This window comes from Streptosporangiales bacterium (genome assembly GCA_009379955.1).
In the GTDB taxonomy this organism is placed as follows: domain Bacteria; phylum Actinomycetota; class Actinomycetes; order Streptosporangiales; family WHST01; genus WHST01.
Genome location: WHST01000042.1, coordinates 1 through 18,824 on the forward strand (window position 1 = coordinate 1; position 18,824 = coordinate 18,824).

The 18,824-nt window shown below is 67.5% G+C and carries 19 protein-coding genes; 10 read left to right on the plus strand and 9 right to left on the minus strand.

Going from position 1 to position 18,824, the window contains the following annotated elements; translation table 11 throughout:
* On the plus strand, nt 1–289 hold a 289-nt coding region (locus tag GEV10_14320), incomplete at its 5' end, for a fumarate reductase/succinate dehydrogenase flavoprotein subunit (GenBank protein MQA79631.1).
* Nucleotides 290–501: 212 nt separating this feature from the next.
* On the opposite strand, the gene narI is transcribed toward GEV10_14320, so the two are convergent.
* Genes narI through GEV10_14340 form a run of 4 tightly spaced genes read right to left on the minus strand, consistent with a single transcriptional unit; the run spans nt 502 to nt 7,184 of the window.
* Nucleotides 502–1,236, minus strand: a complete 735-nt coding sequence (gene narI, locus GEV10_14325) for a respiratory nitrate reductase subunit gamma (protein MQA79632.1) — start codon at nt 1,234–1,236, stop codon at nt 502–504.
* Nucleotides 1,233–1,865, minus strand: coding sequence for a nitrate reductase molybdenum cofactor assembly chaperone (gene narJ / locus GEV10_14330; GenBank protein ID MQA79633.1), 633 nt, complete (start codon nt 1,863–1,865; stop codon nt 1,233–1,235). The genes narI and narJ overlap by 4 nt, the downstream gene beginning before the upstream one ends.
* Complete coding sequence (gene narH / locus GEV10_14335; protein MQA79634.1) at nt 1,849–3,546, minus strand: nitrate reductase subunit beta; 1,698 nt, start codon at nt 3,544–3,546, stop codon at nt 1,849–1,851. Before narH ends, narJ begins: the two co-directional genes overlap by 17 nt.
* Nucleotides 3,546–7,184 carry a nitrate reductase subunit alpha gene (locus GEV10_14340; protein ID MQA79635.1) on the minus strand — a complete coding sequence of 1,213 codons (3,639 nt, stop codon included), beginning with the start codon at nt 7,182–7,184 and terminating at the stop codon, nt 3,546–3,548. Before GEV10_14340 ends, narH begins: the two co-directional genes overlap by 1 nt.
* A 351-nt stretch (nt 7,185–7,535) precedes the next feature.
* Here GEV10_14340 and GEV10_14345 point away from each other — a divergent pair, with 351 nt between their 5' ends.
* Nucleotides 7,536–8,684: an MFS transporter gene (locus GEV10_14345; GenBank protein MQA79636.1), complete on the plus strand. Its 1,149-nt coding sequence runs from the start codon at nt 7,536–7,538 to the stop codon at nt 8,682–8,684.
* 53 nt (nt 8,685–8,737) lie between these two features.
* Nucleotides 8,738–9,049: a hypothetical protein gene (locus GEV10_14350; GenBank protein MQA79637.1), complete on the plus strand. Its 312-nt coding sequence runs from the start codon at nt 8,738–8,740 to the stop codon at nt 9,047–9,049.
* 37 nt (nt 9,050–9,086) lie between these two features.
* Here GEV10_14350 and GEV10_14355 read toward each other — a convergent pair whose 3' ends face one another.
* The 3 genes from GEV10_14355 to GEV10_14365 form a co-directional block, all read right to left on the minus strand.
* Nucleotides 9,087–9,299, minus strand: a complete 213-nt coding sequence (locus tag GEV10_14355; GenBank protein MQA79638.1) for a DUF1918 domain-containing protein — start codon at nt 9,297–9,299, stop codon at nt 9,087–9,089.
* 27 nt (nt 9,300–9,326) lie between these two features.
* The gene (locus GEV10_14360) at nt 9,327–10,217 is read right to left on the minus strand and encodes a universal stress protein (protein MQA79639.1); all 891 of its coding nucleotides are present in this window, start codon (nt 10,215–10,217) and stop codon (nt 9,327–9,329) included.
* 146 nt (nt 10,218–10,363) lie between these two features.
* On the minus strand, nt 10,364–10,801 hold the full coding sequence (locus tag GEV10_14365) for a universal stress protein (protein ID MQA79640.1): 438 nt from the start codon (nt 10,799–10,801) through the stop codon (nt 10,364–10,366).
* A gap of 199 nt (nt 10,802–11,000) precedes the next feature.
* Between GEV10_14365 and GEV10_14370 the strand changes: the two genes are divergently transcribed.
* Nucleotides 11,001–12,050: a zinc-binding dehydrogenase gene (locus GEV10_14370; GenBank protein MQA79641.1), complete on the plus strand. Its 1,050-nt coding sequence runs from the start codon at nt 11,001–11,003 to the stop codon at nt 12,048–12,050.
* 115 nt (nt 12,051–12,165) lie between these two features.
* Here GEV10_14370 and GEV10_14375 read toward each other — a convergent pair whose 3' ends face one another.
* Together GEV10_14375 and GEV10_14380 are read right to left on the minus strand one after the other, a co-directional pair.
* Entirely contained in the window at nt 12,166–12,819 is a 654-nt protein-coding gene (locus GEV10_14375) for a helix-turn-helix domain-containing protein (GenBank protein ID MQA79642.1), read from the minus strand.
* 11 nt (nt 12,820–12,830) lie between these two features.
* Nucleotides 12,831–13,517, minus strand: a complete 687-nt coding sequence (locus GEV10_14380; GenBank protein MQA79643.1) for a CBS domain-containing protein — start codon at nt 13,515–13,517, stop codon at nt 12,831–12,833.
* Between the two features lie 190 nt (nt 13,518–13,707).
* Here GEV10_14380 and GEV10_14385 point away from each other — a divergent pair, with 190 nt between their 5' ends.
* The 6 genes from GEV10_14385 (at nt 13,708) to GEV10_14410 (ending at nt 18,730) form a co-directional block, all read left to right on the plus strand.
* Nucleotides 13,708–14,121, plus strand: a complete 414-nt coding sequence (locus tag GEV10_14385) for an Hsp20 family protein (protein MQA79644.1) — start codon at nt 13,708–13,710, stop codon at nt 14,119–14,121.
* A 62-nt stretch (nt 14,122–14,183) separates the two neighbouring features.
* Nucleotides 14,184–14,426: a hypothetical protein gene (locus GEV10_14390; protein MQA79645.1), complete on the plus strand. Its 243-nt coding sequence runs from the start codon at nt 14,184–14,186 to the stop codon at nt 14,424–14,426.
* Nucleotides 14,404–14,856, plus strand: a complete 453-nt coding sequence (locus GEV10_14395) for a hypothetical protein (protein ID MQA79646.1) — start codon at nt 14,404–14,406, stop codon at nt 14,854–14,856. Before GEV10_14390 ends, GEV10_14395 begins: the two co-directional genes overlap by 23 nt.
* A 15-nt stretch (nt 14,857–14,871) precedes the next feature.
* Entirely contained in the window at nt 14,872–15,579 is a 708-nt protein-coding gene (locus GEV10_14400; protein MQA79647.1) for a CBS domain-containing protein, read from the plus strand.
* Nucleotides 15,573–16,373, plus strand: a complete 801-nt coding sequence (locus tag GEV10_14405; GenBank protein MQA79648.1) for an HAD-IA family hydrolase — start codon at nt 15,573–15,575, stop codon at nt 16,371–16,373. Before GEV10_14400 ends, GEV10_14405 begins: the two co-directional genes overlap by 7 nt.
* Nucleotides 16,370–18,730 carry a glycoside hydrolase family 65 protein gene (locus GEV10_14410; GenBank protein ID MQA79649.1) on the plus strand — a complete coding sequence of 787 codons (2,361 nt, stop codon included), beginning with the start codon at nt 16,370–16,372 and terminating at the stop codon, nt 18,728–18,730. Before GEV10_14405 ends, GEV10_14410 begins: the two co-directional genes overlap by 4 nt.
* The last annotated feature ends 94 nt before the right edge of the window (nt 18,731–18,824 follow it).

Here is an 18,824-nt window from a genome sequence, read left to right on the forward strand (position 1 = left end):
CCGCGAACGCGCGCACAGCGTCAGCATCACCGGAAACCGGCACTACAATCCCGGCTGGCACCTCGCCATCGACCTACGCAACATGCTCCTCGTCTCGGAATGCACCACCCGCGCCGCACTCGACCGCAAAGAAAGCCGCGGTGGTCATACCCGCGATGACTACCCCATGACCGACCCCGAGTGGGGTCGCATCAACATCACCTTGAGCACCGGCAGCAATGACCAAGTCACCGTCACCCACCAGCCCGTCCCCGAAATGCCAGACGAGCTGAAGAAGCTGTTCGAGTAGCAGGATCAACTGCATTGGCGACATGTCTCTTGCAGCTTCTTGACGGGCAGAGCTGTCGCTTCGCGAGCTCGGGATGTGTCAGGAACCTGACGATGGCGGCGGGTTCAGCGGGCGGCCGGACCGGCGACCGGGGCGTCACCAAGGGGTCGTTGGTCTTATGGCCGGGTAGTCATTGCCGGCGGCCCTGCTCGACCCCAGGCCATGCGACAATGCTACGACTTGGTGCGCTCCCAGCCGCGGCGTGGCGCTCGGGAGGCGGGACCGGGTCGGCGAGTGCGATAGACGACGTACGGACGGAAGACGTAGCCGAGAGGTGCGGTAAATGCGTGCACCAGCCTGGTGAAGGGCCAGATCGCGAAGAGCGCCAGTCCGATCAGTGTGTGGAGTTGGAACGAGAACGGCGCTTCCGTCATGGCCCCGATGTCGGGTTGCAGGATGAACAGGGACCGGAACCAGGGTGACACGGTCTCTCGGTAGTTGTGCTCCTCTCCGACCGCGCCGGCACCGAGGAGGGTGGTGGCGAGGCCGGCGACGATGGCCGCGACGAGTACCACGTACATTGCTTTGTCGTTGCGGGTCGTCGCCATGAACACCGGCCCGGTCGTGCGACGTCGATAGATCAGGATCGCAACGCCGGCCAGCGTCGCGAAACCCGCGATGCAGCCGAGCAACAATGCCTGCATGTGATACACCCCTTGCGAGATGCCGATGGCGTCGGTCAGGCTCTGCGGAACGACGAGACCTATGAAGTGACCGATGACCACCACCAGGATGCCGAAGTGGAACAGCGGACTTCCGATCCGAAGCAGCCGAGACTCGTACAACTGCGACGAGCGGGTGGTCCAGCCGAACTGGTCGTATCGGTAACGCCAGGCGGATCCGCCGACCAGCGCCGCGATCGTGACGTAGGGAAGGACACCCCACAGGATCAGGTGAACAGCGCTCATCGTCGGCCCACCTCGCTCGTGCCCACTGGGCCATATGGTTCGATCCCGACGGTCTCCTGCGGCGGGCCCGCCCTGGCGAGTCGCCTCGCGGCGGCACGGTCGCGCGGCGAGGGCCCGGGGAGCAACGCACATAACGCCTCGAGCACCGTCTCGTACGGGGAAGCCTCGTCGTGCAGCGCCAGCCTGAGCAGCTCGAGACCGGCTCTGTGCTCCTGCACGAGCGCCAACCCGTCGACCAGGTCACCCATCGCCGCGTACTCCAACGCGACAGGAAGGTAGTCCGGGAGCTCCGCCGGGCCGAGCTCCAAACCGCCGCGACGATAACGTTCCTTGAGCCGCGCCAGTGACTGGCCGCGACGTCGGGTCTCACCGTCGACCCACCAGGTGAGGTAGAGACAGCACTTTCTACGGCGGTCGAAGGTGGCGACGTAGTGCTCGGCCAGGGCTCTGGGTGCGGTCTGAGCGAACTGACCGAGGAACCTCTCCAGCGCCTGCCGGGACGCGGATGCCGGCAACGCAGACACTGCCGCAGCGACGAGCGGGATCCGGCCCCGCACCGTCTCGTCGGGGTACTGCAACAGGATCGAGACCGCCTGGCACACGACCGCGGCGTCAACGGGTGCGGTCATCGCCGGTCGCTCGCCTTCCAGGCGCGTCGTGGGGAGGAGGGAACAGGCCTTCTGGTGCGCCTTTCCCGTCCCAGTTGAGCAGGTTGATCCGCGCGCCTGGGCGCTCCGGGTCGACGATCCCGCCGGTGCTCTGGCGCTGCTTCAGCGCGTGGAACGTCTCGACGGACACCGGCACCGGTTTGCCCGATGCCTCGCCGAAAGGTCCGCTGCCGTACATGCCGGGTCCTTCGTCGTAGTCGAGACTGCACCCGGTCTCCTCGAGGTGGCTCGCATCGCCCTCGTACGCCGTCGGTATGACGTAACGGTCCTCGTACTTCGCGATGGCGAGCAGCCGGTAGAGGGCAGTCAGCTCACCACCCGTCACTCCTACGGCCGCAGCCACCGATTCGTCCGGGGCGTCGCCGAGGTTGACTGCCCGCATGTAGCTCCGCATCGCGGCGAGCCGCTGCAGCACTTTCCTCACTGGTTTCGGGTCGCCTGCGGTGAACAGCTCCGCCAGGTACTCGACCGGTATCCGCAGTGAGTCGATCGCGCCGAAGAGGTTGTCGGCATCCTCACCGTCGTGTCCGGTGCCGGACAGCGCGTCGACGACGGGCGACAGCGGCGGGACGTACCAGACCATCGGCATGGTGCGGAACTCAGGGTGCAGGGGAAGCGCCACCCGATGCTGCTTGGCCAGCGCGTAGACGGGCGACCGGCGGGCCGCGTCGAGCCAGTCGTCGGGAATGCCGTCCCGTCGCGCTGCGGCGACGACATCGGGATCCGACGGGTCGAGCAGAACGTCCAGCTGCGCCTCGTACAGGTCCTTCTCGTCCTCCACCGCGGCCGCCTCGCCGACGCGATCACGGTCGTAGAGGAACAGCCCGACATAACGGAGCCGTCCGACACATGTCTCGGAGCACACGGTTGGTAGGCCGACCTCGACACGCGGATAGCAGAAGTGGCACTTCTCGGCCTTGCCGGTGCGGTGGTTGAAGTAGACCTTCTTGTACGGGCACCCCGTCACGCACATCCGCCAACCGCGACATCGATCCTGGTCGACAAGCACGATGCCGTCCTCGGCCCGTTTGTACATCGCACCCGATGGACAGGAGGCGACACAGGACGGGTTCAGGCAGTGCTCGCAGATCCGTGGCAGGTAGAACATGAAGGCCTGCTCGTACTCGGCCGTCACTTTGCCTTCTGCTTCTCGTCGCATCCGTTCGACGATCGGGTCGTTGTCGACGGCTTCAGCGCCACCGCCGAGGTCGTCATCCCAGTTCGCGCTCCATTCCACCCGCATCGGCTCTCCGGTGAGCAACGACTTCGGCTCCGCGACGGGGAAGTCGTCGCCGAGTGGCGCGGAGGTGAGGTTCTCGTAGTCGTAGGTCCAGGGCTCGTAGTAGTCGCGGATGTTCGGCATCACCGGATTGGCGAAGATGGACATTAGCTTGCGCAGCCGCCCGCCGGCCTTGAGCTTCAGCCGTCCTCGCTTGGTCCGGACCCAGCCACCGCGCCACCGCTCCTGGTCCTGGTAGCGACGCGGGTAGCCTTGTCCGGGTCGTGTCTCCACATTGTTGAACCAGACGTACTCCGTGCCACTGCGGTTGGTCCACGCCTGCTTGCAGGTGACCGAGCAGGTGTGGCAACCGATGCACTTGTCGAGGTTCATCACCATGCCGAGCTGCGCCATCACGTACATCAGTACGTCACATCCTGACTGCGGCGCCGGATCACCGTGACCTCGTCGCGCTGGTTGCCCGTCGGACCGAGGTAGTTGAACGCGAACGACAGCTGGCCATACCCACCGATGAGGTGGGTCGGCTTGATGAGCACGCGAGTGAGTGAGTTGTGGATGCCACCGCGGCGACCGCTGGCTTCGGCGATCGGGACGTCGACGACGCGTTCCTGCGCGTGGTAGACGAAGACCGTTCCCGTGGGCATGCGGTGCGAGACGATCGCGCGCAACACCATCACCCCGTTGCGGTTCACCGCCTCGACCCAGTCGTTGTCGACGACACCGATGACTCCAGCGTCGTCCGGGCTCATCCAGACCGTCGGCCCTCCGCGGGACAGGGTCAGCATGATCAGGTTGTCCTGGTACTCGGAGTGGATCGACCACTTCGAGTGCGGTGTCAGATAGCGCACGACGACCTGCTTCGACCCGTCCGGCCCCAGCGCCGGCTCACCGAAGAGCCGGTGCATGTCGAGGGGCGGTCGGTAGACGGGCAGCGCCTCGCCGAACTCGTGCATCCAGTCATGGTCGAGGAAGAAGTGCATGCGTCCGGTGAGCGTATGCCAGGGTTTCAGCTCCTCGACGTTGGTCGTGAAGGCCGCGTAACGCCGTCCGCCGGTCTCACTGCCAGACCATTCCGGGCTGGTGATCACCGGTACGGGGCCCGCTTGGGTGTCGGCGAACGTGATCCGCTTCTCCTCGCTGCCCTCGGCGAGGTGCGCGAGCGAGCGGCCGACCCGCCCTTCGGCGCCACGGAACCCCTGGACCGCCAGCCGGCCGTTCGTCGTGCCCGACAGGGTGAGAATCGCCTCCGCCATCTTGGCGTCTGTATCCAGCGCCGGCCTGCCTTCACCGACACCACCGAGCATCACCCCGTTGCCTCTCGCCAGCTTCTCGACCTCCTCGTCCGGGTGGAAGGTCACGCCTTTCGTGGTGAGCCCGAGTCGCTCGGTGAGCGGGCCGAGCGAGACGAGCTTGTCGGCGACCGCACCGTAGTCGCGCTCCACGAGCGTGTACGCCGGCATCGTCCGGCCCGGGACTGGGTCGACGTCGCCGGCGCGCCAGTCGCGCACGACTCCTCCGGCCTGCGCGGTCTCGCCCGGAGTGTCGTGTTGGAGGGCTGTCGCGACGACGTCGCGTCGCACACCCAAGCGCTCGCGCGCCAGCTCACTGAACCGCCGCGCGATGGCCGTGAACGCGGCGAAGTCCGACCGTGTCTCCCACGGCGGGTCGATGGCCGGTGTGAACGCGTGAACGTACGGGTGCATGTCCGTCGAGGAGAGGTCGTGCTTCTCGTACCAGGTGGCTGCCGGCAGCACGATGTCGGCGAGCAGCGTCGAGCTGGTCATCCGGAAGTCCAGTGCGAGCAGCAGGTCGAGCTTCCCCTCGGGAGGTTCCTCGCGCCACCGGACGTCTCGCGGGCGGCTCCCCGGCGGGGTCTCCTCTGCGCGCAGGCTCGAGTGTGTGCCGAGCAGGTGCTTCAGGAAGTACTCGTTGCCCTTGCCGGAGGAGCCGAGCAGGTTGGCTCGCCACAGCGTCAGACAGCGCGGCCAGTTCTCGGGTGCGTCAGGGTCCTCGCAGGCGAAGCCCAGCTCACCGGACGCGAGCTTGCCCGCGACGTAACCGGCCACATCCTCCCCCGCGGTCTCCGCCTCGTCCGCTACGTCCAGCGGGTTGCGGTCGAACTGTGGGTACGAGGGCATCCAGCCCAGCCGCGCGGACAGCGCGATCGTGTCGGCGGTGTGCATACCGGAGAGTCCACCGTGTGCCAGTGGCGACGCGAGGGCGTCAGCGCGGTAGCCGTCGTAGCGCCACTGGTCGGCGTGGGTGTACCAGTACGCGGTGCCGATCATCTGGCGTGGCGGGCGCTGCCAGTCCGTCGCGCCGGCCACCGTCGCCCATCCCGTCACCGGGCGGCATTTCTCCTGGCCGACGTAATGGGCCCAACCGCCGCCGTTGCGACCCATCGCACCGGTGAGCAACAGCAGCGCCAGGATCGCGCGATAGGTCGCGTCACCGTGGAACCACTGGCAGATGCCCGCACCCATGATGATCATCGTGCGGCCGTCGGAGCGTTCGGAGCTCCGCGCCATCTCGCGAGCCACCCTGATGGCCGCGGCGGCAGGTACCGAGGTCAGCGGCTCCTGCCACGCCGGCGTGTACGGCTGCGACACGTCGTCGTATCCGGTCGGCCACGTCCCCGGCAGCCCCGGCCGCGACACCCCGTACTGCGCGAGCATGAGGTCGAACACCGTCGTCACCAGCCGGCCACCGATCCGCCGCGCCGGGACCCCGCGCCGCAGCACGTGTTGCCCGTCGTCGAACGCCGGCAGCAACAGCTCCACCGAATCCGCATCCGGGCCGAACAGGGTCAGCTGCGGCGTCACGTCGCCGAGGTCGAGATTCCAGCGGCCGATGCCGCTCTCGGTCCACCTGTCACCGAGAGTCCCTGGAGGGACGACCGGCTCACCGGTGCGCCCATCGACCAGGACCGGCTTCCACTCGGCGCCCTCGCCCCTGTCACCGAGGTCGGCTGCGCGGAGGAACTTCCCAGGAACGTGTGCGGAGACGCCGTCGTGGTCGTGCTCCTCCAGCGTGACCAGGAACGGAAGATCGGTGTAACGCTGGACATAGTCGACGAAGAACGGTACGCGCCGCTCGACGAAGCACTCCTTGAGGATCACGTGCCCCATCGCCATCGCCAGCGCACCGTCGGTGCCCGGTTGCGCGGGCAGCCACTGGTCGGCGAACTTGGTGTTGTCCGCGTAGTCGGGAGACACCACGACGACCTTCTGACCGCGATAGCGCGCCTCGGTCATCCAATGGGCGTCCGGCGTCCGCGTCACCGGAACATTCGACCCCCACATGAGCAGATAGGCGGCGTTCCACCAGTCACCGGACTCGGGTACGTCGGTCTGGTCGCCGAACACCTGTGGCGACGCGACGGGGAGATCGGCATACCAGTCGTAGAACGACGTCATGCAGCCGCCGACGAGCTCGATGAAGCGCGAGCCGACCGCATGAGAGACCATCGACATGGCGGGGATCGGTGAGAACCCGGCGATGCGGTCGGGACCCCAGGTCGCGATCGTGTGTACGTGCGCAGCCGCGACCATCTCGACGGCCTCGTCCCACGACACTCGGACGTGACCGCCCTTGCCGCGCGCCTCGTGGTACCGACGCCGGCGTTCCGGATCACCGACGACGTCGGCCCACGCCGCGACCGGATCCCCCAGCCGCGACCTCGCCTCGCGGTACATCTCGACGAGCACACCGCGCGCGTACGGGAACCGCACCCGCGTCGGCGAGTACGTGTACCAGGAGAACGCCGCACCACGTGGGCATCCGCGTGGCTCGTACTCGGGTGAGTCGGGCCCCACCGACGGATAGTCGGTCTGCTGACTCTCCCACGTGATGATCCCGTCCTTGACGTAGACCTTCCACGAGCACGACCCGGTGCAGTTGACCCCATGCGTCGACCGGACGACCTTGTCGTGACTCCAACGGTCCCGGTAGAAGACGTCGCCGTCCCGCCCGCCCGCGCGCATGACCGCCCGGAGGTCAGGTGAGACTTCACGCCGGTTGAAGAAGCGCCCAGCGCGCATCAGCGCGTCGGCAGCTGATCCGTCGGTACTTCCCCGCGAGCTGGTCACGCGCGTACCCCCGACCAATGCATAGACGCCCTGGCCCGGCAATCCACCATCTCGCAGTCAGCCGGTTCGCACAAGATGCCTGCCGGCGCCCATCATGGTCAAGGGACCAAGGTCCTCACAGGCGAGCCGTCCGACCGTGGCGACTCCCGTAGAACACGGCGAGGATACGGCGGTCGACAGCGTTCGAGCTGTTCCATACTGGGCATTGCATCGAGTTGTGAGGACACGGTGAGCGACGCAAACGAGACGGCCGTCAACAGGGCCGATGAGCGATCGGGGGCCACGGGCCACCGCCCTGCCGTGATGCTGTCGCTCGCCACGCTCGGGTTCGCGGTCACATTCTGGGCCTGGGCGTTGCTGGCGCCGCTGGGTGCTGCCCTACGGCAGGAGCTGGGACTGACGTCCCTCCAACAGTCGCTGGCCGTCGCAGTGCCGGTCATCGTCGGATCGCTCGGCCGCATGCCCGTCGGTGCGCTCACTGACCGGATCGGCGCTCGGCGGATGTTCCCCTTGATCGCCGTGCTCACGACTCTCCCGGTGCTCTATCTCGGGCACCTGGCCGACTCTTACACCGAGATCCTCGGGGGCGGCTTCTTCCTCGGCCTCGGCGGTACGACCTTCGCGATCGGTGTGCCGTTCGTCAACGCCTGGTATCCGCCGCGGCGACGCGGGCTTGCCATCGGCATCTTCGGCGCCGGCATGGGCGGCACCGCGATCTCGGCCTTCACCACGGTCCAGCTCACCGAGCGCTTCGGCAGAAGTGTCCCCTTCGACCTCGTCGCGGTGGTGCTCGTCGGTTACGCGGTCGTCGCGGCGATCATGCTGCGCGATCGACGTACCCCTACGAGGCAGACCGGCTCGGTGCTTGCGCGGATCCTGACGATCGCGCGGACGCCGGTCACGTTGCAGCTGTCGTTCCTCTACGCGGTCGCCTTCGGTGGGTTCGTCGCGTTCAGCGTGTACCTGCCGACGTACCTGACGACGGCCTACGGCCTCGCTCGCTCGGACGCCGCCCTGCGCACGGCGGGCTTCGTACTTCTCGCGGTCGCCATGCGCCCTGTTGGCGGCTGGATGTCCGACCGGCTCCACCCCGGGCCAGTGCTCATCGCCTGCTACGGCAGCGTCGCCGCCCTCGCCGTCCTCGCGTCCGTCGAGCTCGCGCTCGTCCCGTTCGGGACCATCGCGTTCCTCGGCATGGCGGCCGCTCTGGGCGGCGGAGCCGGTGCGGTGTTCGCCCTGCTCGCACGGCTCATCCCCGTCGAGCAGGTCGGATCGGTCACCGGCCTCGTGGGTGCCGCGGGCGGTCTGGGCGGCTTCTTCCCACCACTGGTCATGGGCGGCGTCTACAGCGCGGCTTCCGACTACACCTGGGGATTCGTCCTCCTGGCAGTCACCGCGGTGTTCGCCGCTCTCTTCACGAGAATCGTCGTGCGGAGACGACCCCAGCCTTGAAGGCTTCTACCGGACCGTGGAGGTGCAGCGTGTCCACGTCACGCGTCGTCCGTATGGGTCTGCTCGTTGCCATCGTGCTGGTGCTGGCGTCCTGCGCGGCGGGACCGAACGACGCCACAGCGGGAGGGTCGTCAGATCTCGCGGGGTTCTGGCTGGGCTTGTGGCACGGCGTGATAAGCCCGGTTACCTTCGTGATCTCGTTGTTCACCAGCGATGTCAGCATCTACGAGGTGCACAACAACGGCAACTGGTACGACTTCGGCTTCATTCTCGGCGTCGCCGCGGCTTTCTCTGGTGCCGCGGGATCTGGCTCGGCCGCACGGCGGAACCGACAGTCACCATCGGGCAAGACGTCTAAGAAGTGAGCTGCCACCGATTCGGGACGTGACCGCCGCGGCGGCGTCAGTGGTGCAGCTTCACGCCGTGCAGCGGGTGCCTCTCGACGCGGGCGTTGGGGCCGGGGAAGACGAGGGTCACGTGGCCGTCGTCGAGCCAGTGGACGCGGTACGGCGGCGTGCCGTCAGCGTTCCTGACCTCGGTGATCTGTCCCGTCCGACGATGCTTCTCCGCCGTCTCGCTCTCGATGACCAGCCAGTCACCCGGTCGTGCCTTCATGATCTCCTCTTACCGTCGAGGCAGCGCTCAGGAGTAGTTGCGGACGATCTCGACCGGGCACTGCGCATGGTGCAGCACGGCCTGGCTCACCGAGCCGAGCAGGAGCCCGCGGAACCCGCCCCGACCCCGTGATCCGACGACGACCAGGCAGGCGCCACGCGACTCCTCGACAAGGAGCTTGCCCGGCTTCGTGTACCTGACGCGTCGCTCGACGTCGACATCCGGGTACTTCTCGCACCAGCCGGCGAGGAGCTCGGCGAGCATGCGCGACTCCTCCTGACCGACCAGCTCGGGGTCGAAGACCAGGGGCAGCATCGCACCCGTTCCCAGCGACGCCGGGGTCGTCCAGCCGTGGACCGCGGTCAGCCCGACACCACGTCTGGACGCATCCTCGAATGCCACGCTGATCGCCAGGTGTGACTCCGGTGACCCGTCCACGCCGACCACCACGCGTCCTGCCGACGGCCCTGCCCCGGTACCGGGGCGGACGACGACCACGGGACACGATGCGTGTGCCGCGATGTTGACACCGACCGAGCCGACGAGCAGGCCGCTGAACCCGCCGAGCCCCCGGTTCCCCACGACGACCGTGTCCGCATGGCGGGACTCGGCGATGAGCATCGGCGCGGCCGCGCCGGTCACGACCTCCCCCCACGCCCCCACCCCAGGAGAGGCAGTCCGCGCATGGGTGAGTGCCGCGTCGACGAAGCCGTCAGCGGCGTGCGCCAGGCCGCCGTCGGGCGGCCCGTAAGGCGATGGCCCGAGCTGCACGTCCATGAGCGGCCAGACGAACGCGTGCACGATGCGCAGGGGCCGCCCACGCAGGTACGCGAGCTCGGCCGCCCAGGCGACCGCGTCGAGGCTGTCGTCCGATCCGTCGACTCCGACGACGATCGGCGCGTCGGCTCTTCTGGTCATCATGTCTTCCGCTCACTTCCCTGATGCCTACTACGGCCGCACGGCTCTGCGTCTTCATCGGACCTCGCGACAGTCGTCGGCAGCCAGAGCCCAGTGCGACGGCTGGGACCGGGTTCCGCCCAACGCGGCGCTGAAAGCACCAGCTATCAGTCCTTCGTGCGCATGACGACGACGGGACAGGTGGCGTGGTGCGTGCACCGGTCGCTCACCGAGCCGAGCAACGCGCCGGCGAAGGCTCCGTGACCGCGACTGCCGACGACGAGCAGCTCCGCGTTGCGGGCGGCGTCGACCAGTACCTGGGCGGCATTGCCCCTGCGCAGGTCGCCCGTGACCTTCACGTCGGGGTGATCGGCCGTTGCCTCACGCACGCACTTGTCGAGGGTCGCGCGATCTCTGTTCGCGTACTCGTCGATGTCGATCTCGGGAACCCAGCCGTAGTACGTCATGGGGAACTCCCAGGCCATGATCGCCTCGACCTCACCGTCGACCAGAGCCGCCTGACGGACGGCCCAGGCGAGTGCCTCCTTCGACTCCTCAGAGCCGTCCACGCCGACGACGATTCGCCGGTCACCTGTCTCGGTCATGTGCCCTCCTCTGTCCTTCCAGATCGTGTCGGCGTCACGGCCAGACATGCAGGGGCGTGCGGTACCGAGGGCGTGGGACCTTCGACCCGACATTCCGCAGCCGGGCGGTTTGGATACGCGTGCGAGGACGTTCGTCCCTGGGGGCGGACGTCGCCCGAGGCGACGATCGCGGCAACAGACCTACGAAGAAGGAGTCGTCATGCGCGCCGTCGTCTATCACGGGCCGGGATCGAAGAGCTGGGACGAGGTACCCGATCCGGTACTTCAGGAAGACACCGACGCGATCGTCCGTGTCGACACCGTGACCATCTGCGGCACCGATCTGCACATCCTCGGAGGCGACGTGCCCGAGGTCACCGAGGGCAGGATCCTCGGTCACGAGGCTGTCGGCACGATCACCGAGATTGGTGCCGCGGTCAAGAACGTACGCGTCGGTGACCGTGTTCTCGTGTCCTGTATCACCGCCTGCGGGCGTTGCCGCTTCTGTCGCGAGGGCCGCTACGGTCAGTGCCGCGGTGGTGGTGGTTGGATCCTCGGTCACCTGATCGACGGCACGCAGGCCGAGTACGTACGCGTCCCGTTCGCCGACGACTCCGTCTACGCGGTGCCGGAGGGAGTGAGCAACGAGGAGGTTCTGATGCTCGCCGACATCCTCCCGACGTCCTACGAGGTGGGAGTGATCAACGGTGCCGTCCGTCCCGGCGACACCGTCGCGGTCGTCGGGGCGGGACCGATCGGACTCGCCGCCATTGCCACGGCGAAGCTGCTCACGCCCGGCCACGTGGTCGCGATCGACCTGGCCACGAGCAGGCTGGAGGCCGCCAAGCAGTTCGGTGCCGACGTGGTGATCGACAACGGCACCGAGGACGCTGTCCAGCGCATCACCGAGCTCACCGGCGGACTCGGCGCGGACGTCGTCATCGAAGCGGTAGGCGTGCCGGAGACGTTCGAGCTCTGCACCCGTCTCGTCCGACCGGGCGGTCACGTCGCCAACGTCGGAGTACACGGCAAGCCGGCCACCCTCCACCTGGAGGACCTCTGGATCAAGGACGTCACCATCACCACGGGGCTGGTCGACACCTACTCCACCCCGACCCTCCTCACCCTGGTCGCGACCCGGCAGATCGACTCGACGCGCTTCGTCACCCACCGGTTCGCGCTGGACCAGGTGATGGACGCCTACGACGTCTTCTCCCGCCCCGCCGACACCGGCGCGCTCAAGGTGGCCATGAGCAGGAGTACTGCCTAGAGCTCGTCATCGCACCTGACGCGACCTGAGGGACCTCGGAAACCCGAGGTCCCCCAGTCCTTCTCTTACTGTTTGCGAAGGCCGTGACCCTTGGGTCGAGACGCGATCTCCGGGCTCAGCCGAGCTGGCCTTGCGTGCTGATTCGTCTCCCGGTGATCCGGGTGGGACGGATACGAACGTGGTACGACCGCTCACCGTCCGCCCAGGGACGCACGCGGATCCGCGCACGCTCGTCGGCGTCGCTCACCGGCTCCGCACGGCCCGCCACGAGCACGCTCCATCCCTGGGCCAAGGGCTCGTCGAGGCGATCCACCTCGAACGCGACGTCCTGTCCGACCTGACGCGCGAGCACCCCTTCTGCCGACGTGCGGAAGACGACGGTTCCCTCGTCCAGCACGAAGTTCACGGGCAACGCCTCGGGTCCCTCCTCGGTGACGAAGACGACCCGCCCCACTCCCCCGCGTGCGAGCAGGTCGAGGCACTCGCGAGGCTCGAGATCGGCGAACACCGGCCCGTCACGTCTGCCGCGCTCACCGCCGGGAGGCCGTTCCACCGCGGCTCCGAGTAGGACATCCACCGTCGTCTCGAGTGCGATCGCCAGGCGCAGCAGCGCCTCGATACTTTTCTGGGTGTGGCTCTGCTCCAGGTACTCGACGTACCCGGGCGCCATGCCGGTGCGCGCTGCGACCTGCTCACGAGTCAATCCGAGGGTGCGGCGACGGAACGCCACTCGCCGACCGAGATCGCCCGGCTGGCTGTTCGACGGCATCGTGTCCTCCCTCACCAGTACGTCGGTGGCGTGGGCACAAGCCTGTCGTCCACCTCGTACGACAGCTGCGCGTCGACGGCGATCACACCTTCGACCTGTTCGAGTGCCTTGATCACTCCACCGACGAGTGACCGGCGTTCCACCTGGCCGCGTATCCTGACGACGCCGTCGTGCACCTGAACGCCGAAGCGCCGTGGATCGGTGGCGAGCGTCCTTCGCAGGACCTCTCCCTCGATCTCGGCAGTGATCTCCTCGTCCGCTCGAAGGTACTGACGCAGCAGGTCGGTTCGACTCACCATGCCGACGAGGCGCCCGGTCATCGGCTCGGTCACCGGTAGCCGCCGGATGCGGCGTGTGCGCATGAGCGCGGCAGCCTCGTCGACGGTTCGCCTGGGCGAGACGGAGACCGCCGGCGTCGACATGAGCTCGGCGGCTCTGGTCCCGCGCGACTTCCGGCGCTCACGCCGGCGCTTGGGCGTGTCGAACACATGGACCTCCGAGCCGGCCTCCAGCTCAGCTTCCTTCAACGCCAGGTCGGCGTCCGACACGACGCCCATCACCCGACCGCTCCTGTCGACGACGGGGACTCCACTGATCCGGTTGCGGAGCAGCACGTCGACGATCTCCTTGAACGGCGTGTCCGGCGACACGATCACCGGCCGTGGTGTCATGACCATTTCCACCAGGGTGCGCTTCATGTCGGACCTCCTCCCCTATCGTCGTGGAACCTTCCTCTCCAAGGCTCTCGCCGCCGGCGAGTCGACGACAGGGCTGCCGGTCGGCCGGCGAAGGGACGATGGTCCTCCGCATGTGCGCACTAGGCCCCTGCCCGGCCATACGCGGACGCGATGCACTGGAGATGGAAGAAGCGAGGGATGGGAGGTCGAGATGACCACTTTGGAGCGCCGGTCGACGCACGGGATTCTCCCCGACCTGGCGGACTGGCTGGAAGCGCCGTTCGGCATGTTCCGGTCTCCGTCGCACATGATCAGGGTCGAGGACTACCTGGACGACGGTAAGTACGTGATCCGCGCCGAGCTGCCGGGAGTCGACCCGGAGAAGGACGTCGACATCACCATCAGTGGCAATGTCCTGCAGATCCAGGCTGAGCGCGAGGAGACACGCAAGGAGCACAACAGGTCCGAGTTCCACTACGGCTCCTTCGTCCGCTCGATGCCGCTGCCGGCGGGCGCGAACGTCAAGCACGTGTCGGCGAAGTTCGACAACGGGATCCTGGAGATCACCGTCGACATGCCGGACCGGGAGACCACGACACAACGCGTGGCCGTCCAGACGAAGTAGGCGGGGCCCCGGGGACGTGATCAGCTCGGGTTCCCGGGTGCCGCAAGTGAGGAGGCCCGACGATGAGCAGGCAGATCGGCTCAGGGTTCCAAGATCCGACGGTCGCCGAGCTCGAGCACCGCATCTCTCGACTGGAGGCCGGTCTCGCCGACCTCGAGGTGATCGTCGACGAGATGCGCAACCAGACGCTGGACGACCGACGCTCGGTCACGGCGGCACCGGACTTCTCACGTCCTGGTCGTCGCCGCACCGCGAAGGCCCGCGCCGAAAGGAACAACCGTCATGCGCACCATCCGTCCCCGTAGCGTCCTGGTAGGGGTCGACGGGACACCCAACTCGATCGCCGCACTCCGCCGCGCCGCGGTGGAGGCACGCCACCGGCGTGCCGTGCTCGAAGCGGTGTACGTCGTCGAGCCCGGCTGGCAGACGGGTACCAGCACCGGCACCGGCGCGGTCGTGTCATCGGCACGAGCGACACTCCGGCACACGGTGGAAACCGTCGTTGGTGCGCGACCCGACTTCTCCGTCAAGCTCCGCGTGGTGATCGGCGACCCGGGCGAAATCCTTCCCCGGCTCGCCGACCGTGCCGAGCTGCTGGTCATCGGCGCGCGTAGCGATCCCGAATGCCTCCACCCCCTGGGCGGAGCCACCGTCCCGGCCGTGCTCGGCTCCAGCCCGTGCGAGGTCGTCGTGTGCGCCGACCACGGACGCACACGCGCAGTATCCACGGCCTGATTGCGAGGAGCACCGATGAGACGCACTCGCGTCGTCGACGTGATGACCACCGATGTCGCGACCGTTCCCGCGGACGCCGGCTTCCGTCAGATCGTCCAGATGCTTGCCGAGCGCAACGTGAGTGGACTCCCGGTTGTCGATGCGGGACTCCACGTCATCGGTGTGGTCTCGGAGGCGGACCTACTGCCCAAGGAGGCCTACAAGGACGAGGTCAGACGAACGCGCTCCGTCCGGGCGTTCCTGCGCCCTCGGCGGTGGTGGCGCGACCGAGCCGATCGCCGTCGGGCTGCTGGGGACACCGCTCGCGTGCTCATGAGCACGCCCGCCATCACCATCGAGCCTGACCGCACGATCGCCGAGGCAGCGCGCCTGCTCGCCGGTCACAGGATCAAACGACTCCCGGTTGTCGACTCCCGAAACATCCTTGTCGGCATCGTCAGTCGAGCAGATCTCGTGGGCGTGTTCCTGCGTTCGGACGACGACATCCGACAAGAGATCCTCGACGAGGTGGTCGTCAAGGCTCTCTGGGAGAGCCCGAGCACCGTCGAGGTGGACGTCCACGACGGCGTGGTGACGCTACGAGGGCGCGTCGAGATCGACACTCTCGTCCCGATCGCCGCACATCTGGCCGCCGCTGTGGACGGAGTAGTCGATGTCGCGAACGAGCTCGACTACGCCCACACCACGCCGAAGCCGCGACCCGTTCCGCCGACACCATGGTGACCGGTCACAAGGGCGACCAGTCGGTTCCGGCTCACCCGGCGGCTGTCGACCTGAACGGGGTCGAGGCGATCGTGTTCGACACCGACGGTGTCATCACGGACACCGCGAGGACGCATGCACAGGCGTGGAAGCGCGCGTTCGATGCGTTCCTACGAGAGCGAGCCGCCCGAACCGGCGACCAGTTCCAGTCGTTCGACGTCGCCCGTGACTACCTGTCGTTCGTCGACGGCAAGCAACGACTCGACGGCGCCATCGGCTTCCTGGAATCTCGGGGCATCCCGGTGAAAGGACAGGTGGTCGCCGTCCGCGAGCTCTGTGACCGCAAGGACGAGTACTTCCTCTCGATGGTACGACGGGACGGAGCGGCCGCGTTCCCCGACGCGATCGCGTTCATCCGCCAGGTCCGCCGACGCGGTGCACGGACAGCGGCGGTGTCCGCGAGCCGGAACTGCGAGGAGGTGCTCCGCGCGGCAGGTGTCGCCGACATGTTCGACATCCGAGTCGACGGCAGAGAGGCCGCCCGTCTCGGCCTGCCGGGAAAGCCGCATCCCGCTCTCTTCCTCGAGGCTTCCACACGCCTCGGCACCACGCCCGCAAAGACCGCCGTCGTGGAGGACTCTCTCGCGGGTGTCGAAGCCGGTCGGCGTGGCCGATTCGGCCTCGTGGTGGGCGTCGACCACGGCAGCCGCGGGACCGACCTGTGCGCGCACGGCGCGGATGTCGTCGTCACCGACCTGAGGGATCTGCGGATCGTCGGCCGACGGCAGGTGGCGGAGATCCGTCGGTCGCCATGAATCCGTGGGAACTCTCCTACACCGGCTACGACCCCGCCTCCGAGCGCACGCGCGAGGCGTTGTGCACGCTGGGCAACGGCTACTTCGCGACCCGAGGCGCGGCGCCGGAGAGCAGGGCGGGCTCGACACACTACCCCGGCACCTACATCGCCGGGTGCTATGACCGGCAGGTCTCGTCGGTGGCGGGCGGCGGCTCGGTGGAGAACGAAGACCTCGTCAACGTCCCCAACTGCCTCTGCCTGACCTTCCGCATCGACGGGGGCGACTGGTTCGACCTCGATCGCTGGGTGGTCCTCGACACGCGCCAGGTCCTCCAGCTGCGTGGAGGCGTGCTTCGCCGCATGGTCCGGGTGGACGACGGCTCCGGTCGCGTGACCCGGGTCGAGCAACGTCGCCTGGTCTCGATGCACGACCGCCATCTCGCGGCGCTGGAGTCGATGATCATCCCCGAGAACTGGTCAGGAACACTGGAGGTGCGGTCGTCACTCGACGGTCGCATCGTGAACTCCGGTGTCGAGCGCTACCTAGCACTGCAACGAGGCCATCTGGAAGTCGCCGAGACCTTCTCCGGCGACGACATCGCCGCATTGCGAACCAGGACGCTGGCTTCGCGCACCGAGATCGTCCTTGCCGCGCGCACGCGGGTGAACGGCACCCGCGTCAACGATGCGACCTTCCACACGGACTCGGGACTGGTCGACCATTTCCTGACGATGGACGCAACCCAGGGACGGGCACTGGTCGTCGAGAAGGTCGCCGCGGTCTTCACCTCCCGCGATCCGGCCGTCGCGGAACCGTTGTCCGCGGCCAGGGACCTGGCACGTAGCGCATCGGGCTTCGGCATCTTGCTGAACGAACACGTCGAAGCCTGGGGCCGACTGTGGCGGCGACACCGCATCGAGGTCGACGACACCGAGGTGCAGCGCACCCTCAACCTGTATACGTTCCACCTGCTCCAGACCCTGTCTCCCCACACCACCGACCTCGACGTCGGAGTGCCGGCCCGTGGGCTGCACGGGGAGGCGTACCGCGGGCACGTCTTCTGGGACGAGCTCTTCGTCCTGCCGCTGCTCAGCCTGCGCTCTCCCGAGATCAGCCGCGCACTCCTGATCTACCGATGGCGACGCCTGCCGCAGGCGCGCATCGCTGCCGCACGCTGCGGAAAGCGTGGCGCAATGTTCCCGTGGCAGAGCGGCAGTGACGGACGTGAGGAGAGCCAGTCGTTCCACCTCAACCCTCTGTCGGGGCGCTGGCTACCCGATCACTCCCGGCTGCAGCGCCATGTCGGTCTCGCGATCGCCTACAACGTCTGGCAGTACTACGACGCCACGGCGGACGACGCGTTCCTCATCGAGTACGGAGCCGAGCTCCTCCTGGACACGGCGCGCTACTTCGCCGACCTGGCGACGTACGACGAAACTCGAGAGCGATACGAGATCCACGGTGTCATGGGCCCTGACGAGTATCACGATGCCTACCCTGGCGCGAGCGAGGCCGGACTGCGTAACAACGCCTACACCAACGTCATGACGGCGTGGCTGATGCGGAAGGCTCTGGACGTCCTCTCGATCCTGCCGATGTGGCGCCGCCGAGAGCTGTGCGAGAAGCTGGCGCTGAGCGATGCGGAGATCGAGAGGTTCGACCACGTCAGCCACCGCCTCGTCGTCCCGTTTCACGACGGCGTGGTCAGCCAGTTCGCAGGTTACGAAGACCTTGCCGAGCTCGACTGGGATCGTTACCGCGAACGTTACGGTGACATCCGCCGGCTCGACCGCATCCTGGAGGCCGAAGGGGACTCACCCAACGCCTACAAGGCGTCAAAGCAGGCAGATGCGCTGATGCTTTTCTATCTCCTGTCCGCCGAGGAGTTCAGTGAGATCCTCGGCAGGCTCGGCTACACCTACGATGCTGATCTGATCCCCAGGACGGTCGACTACTACCTGGCACGGACGACCCACGGGTCGAGCCTCAGCGCGGTCGTCCACGCCTGGGTGCTCTCTCGCACCGATCGCGAGTCGTCGTGGCATCACTTCCTCGAGGTCCTGCATGGTGAGCTCGCCACCGTCGGAGGGACGACCGCCGAGGGGATCCATCTCGGCGCCATGGCAGGGGCACTCGATCTCGCGCAGCGGTGCTACGGAGGGCTGCGTCTCCACGAGAACCGGGTCCACCTGCATCCCTGTCTGCCCCGAGAGCTCGGGGAGCTGAGCTTCGGACTGCGCTTCCATGCGCGGTGGGAGCTGCGGGTGCGATGTGACGGAGAAGGTATCGAGGTCACGGGCCAGCAGGACTCCACCGCGGTGCCCGTCGTGGTGGACGGTGCGGTACCCCTCGACTTCCGTGTCCAGCTCACCTGAAGCAGCCACCTTCGTTGTCCCGCGGAGCCAGGTGGACGAAGGTCACGCGCAGTCCAGGCCTAAGCCACTGACCTCTCTTCGGAGATCGTCATAG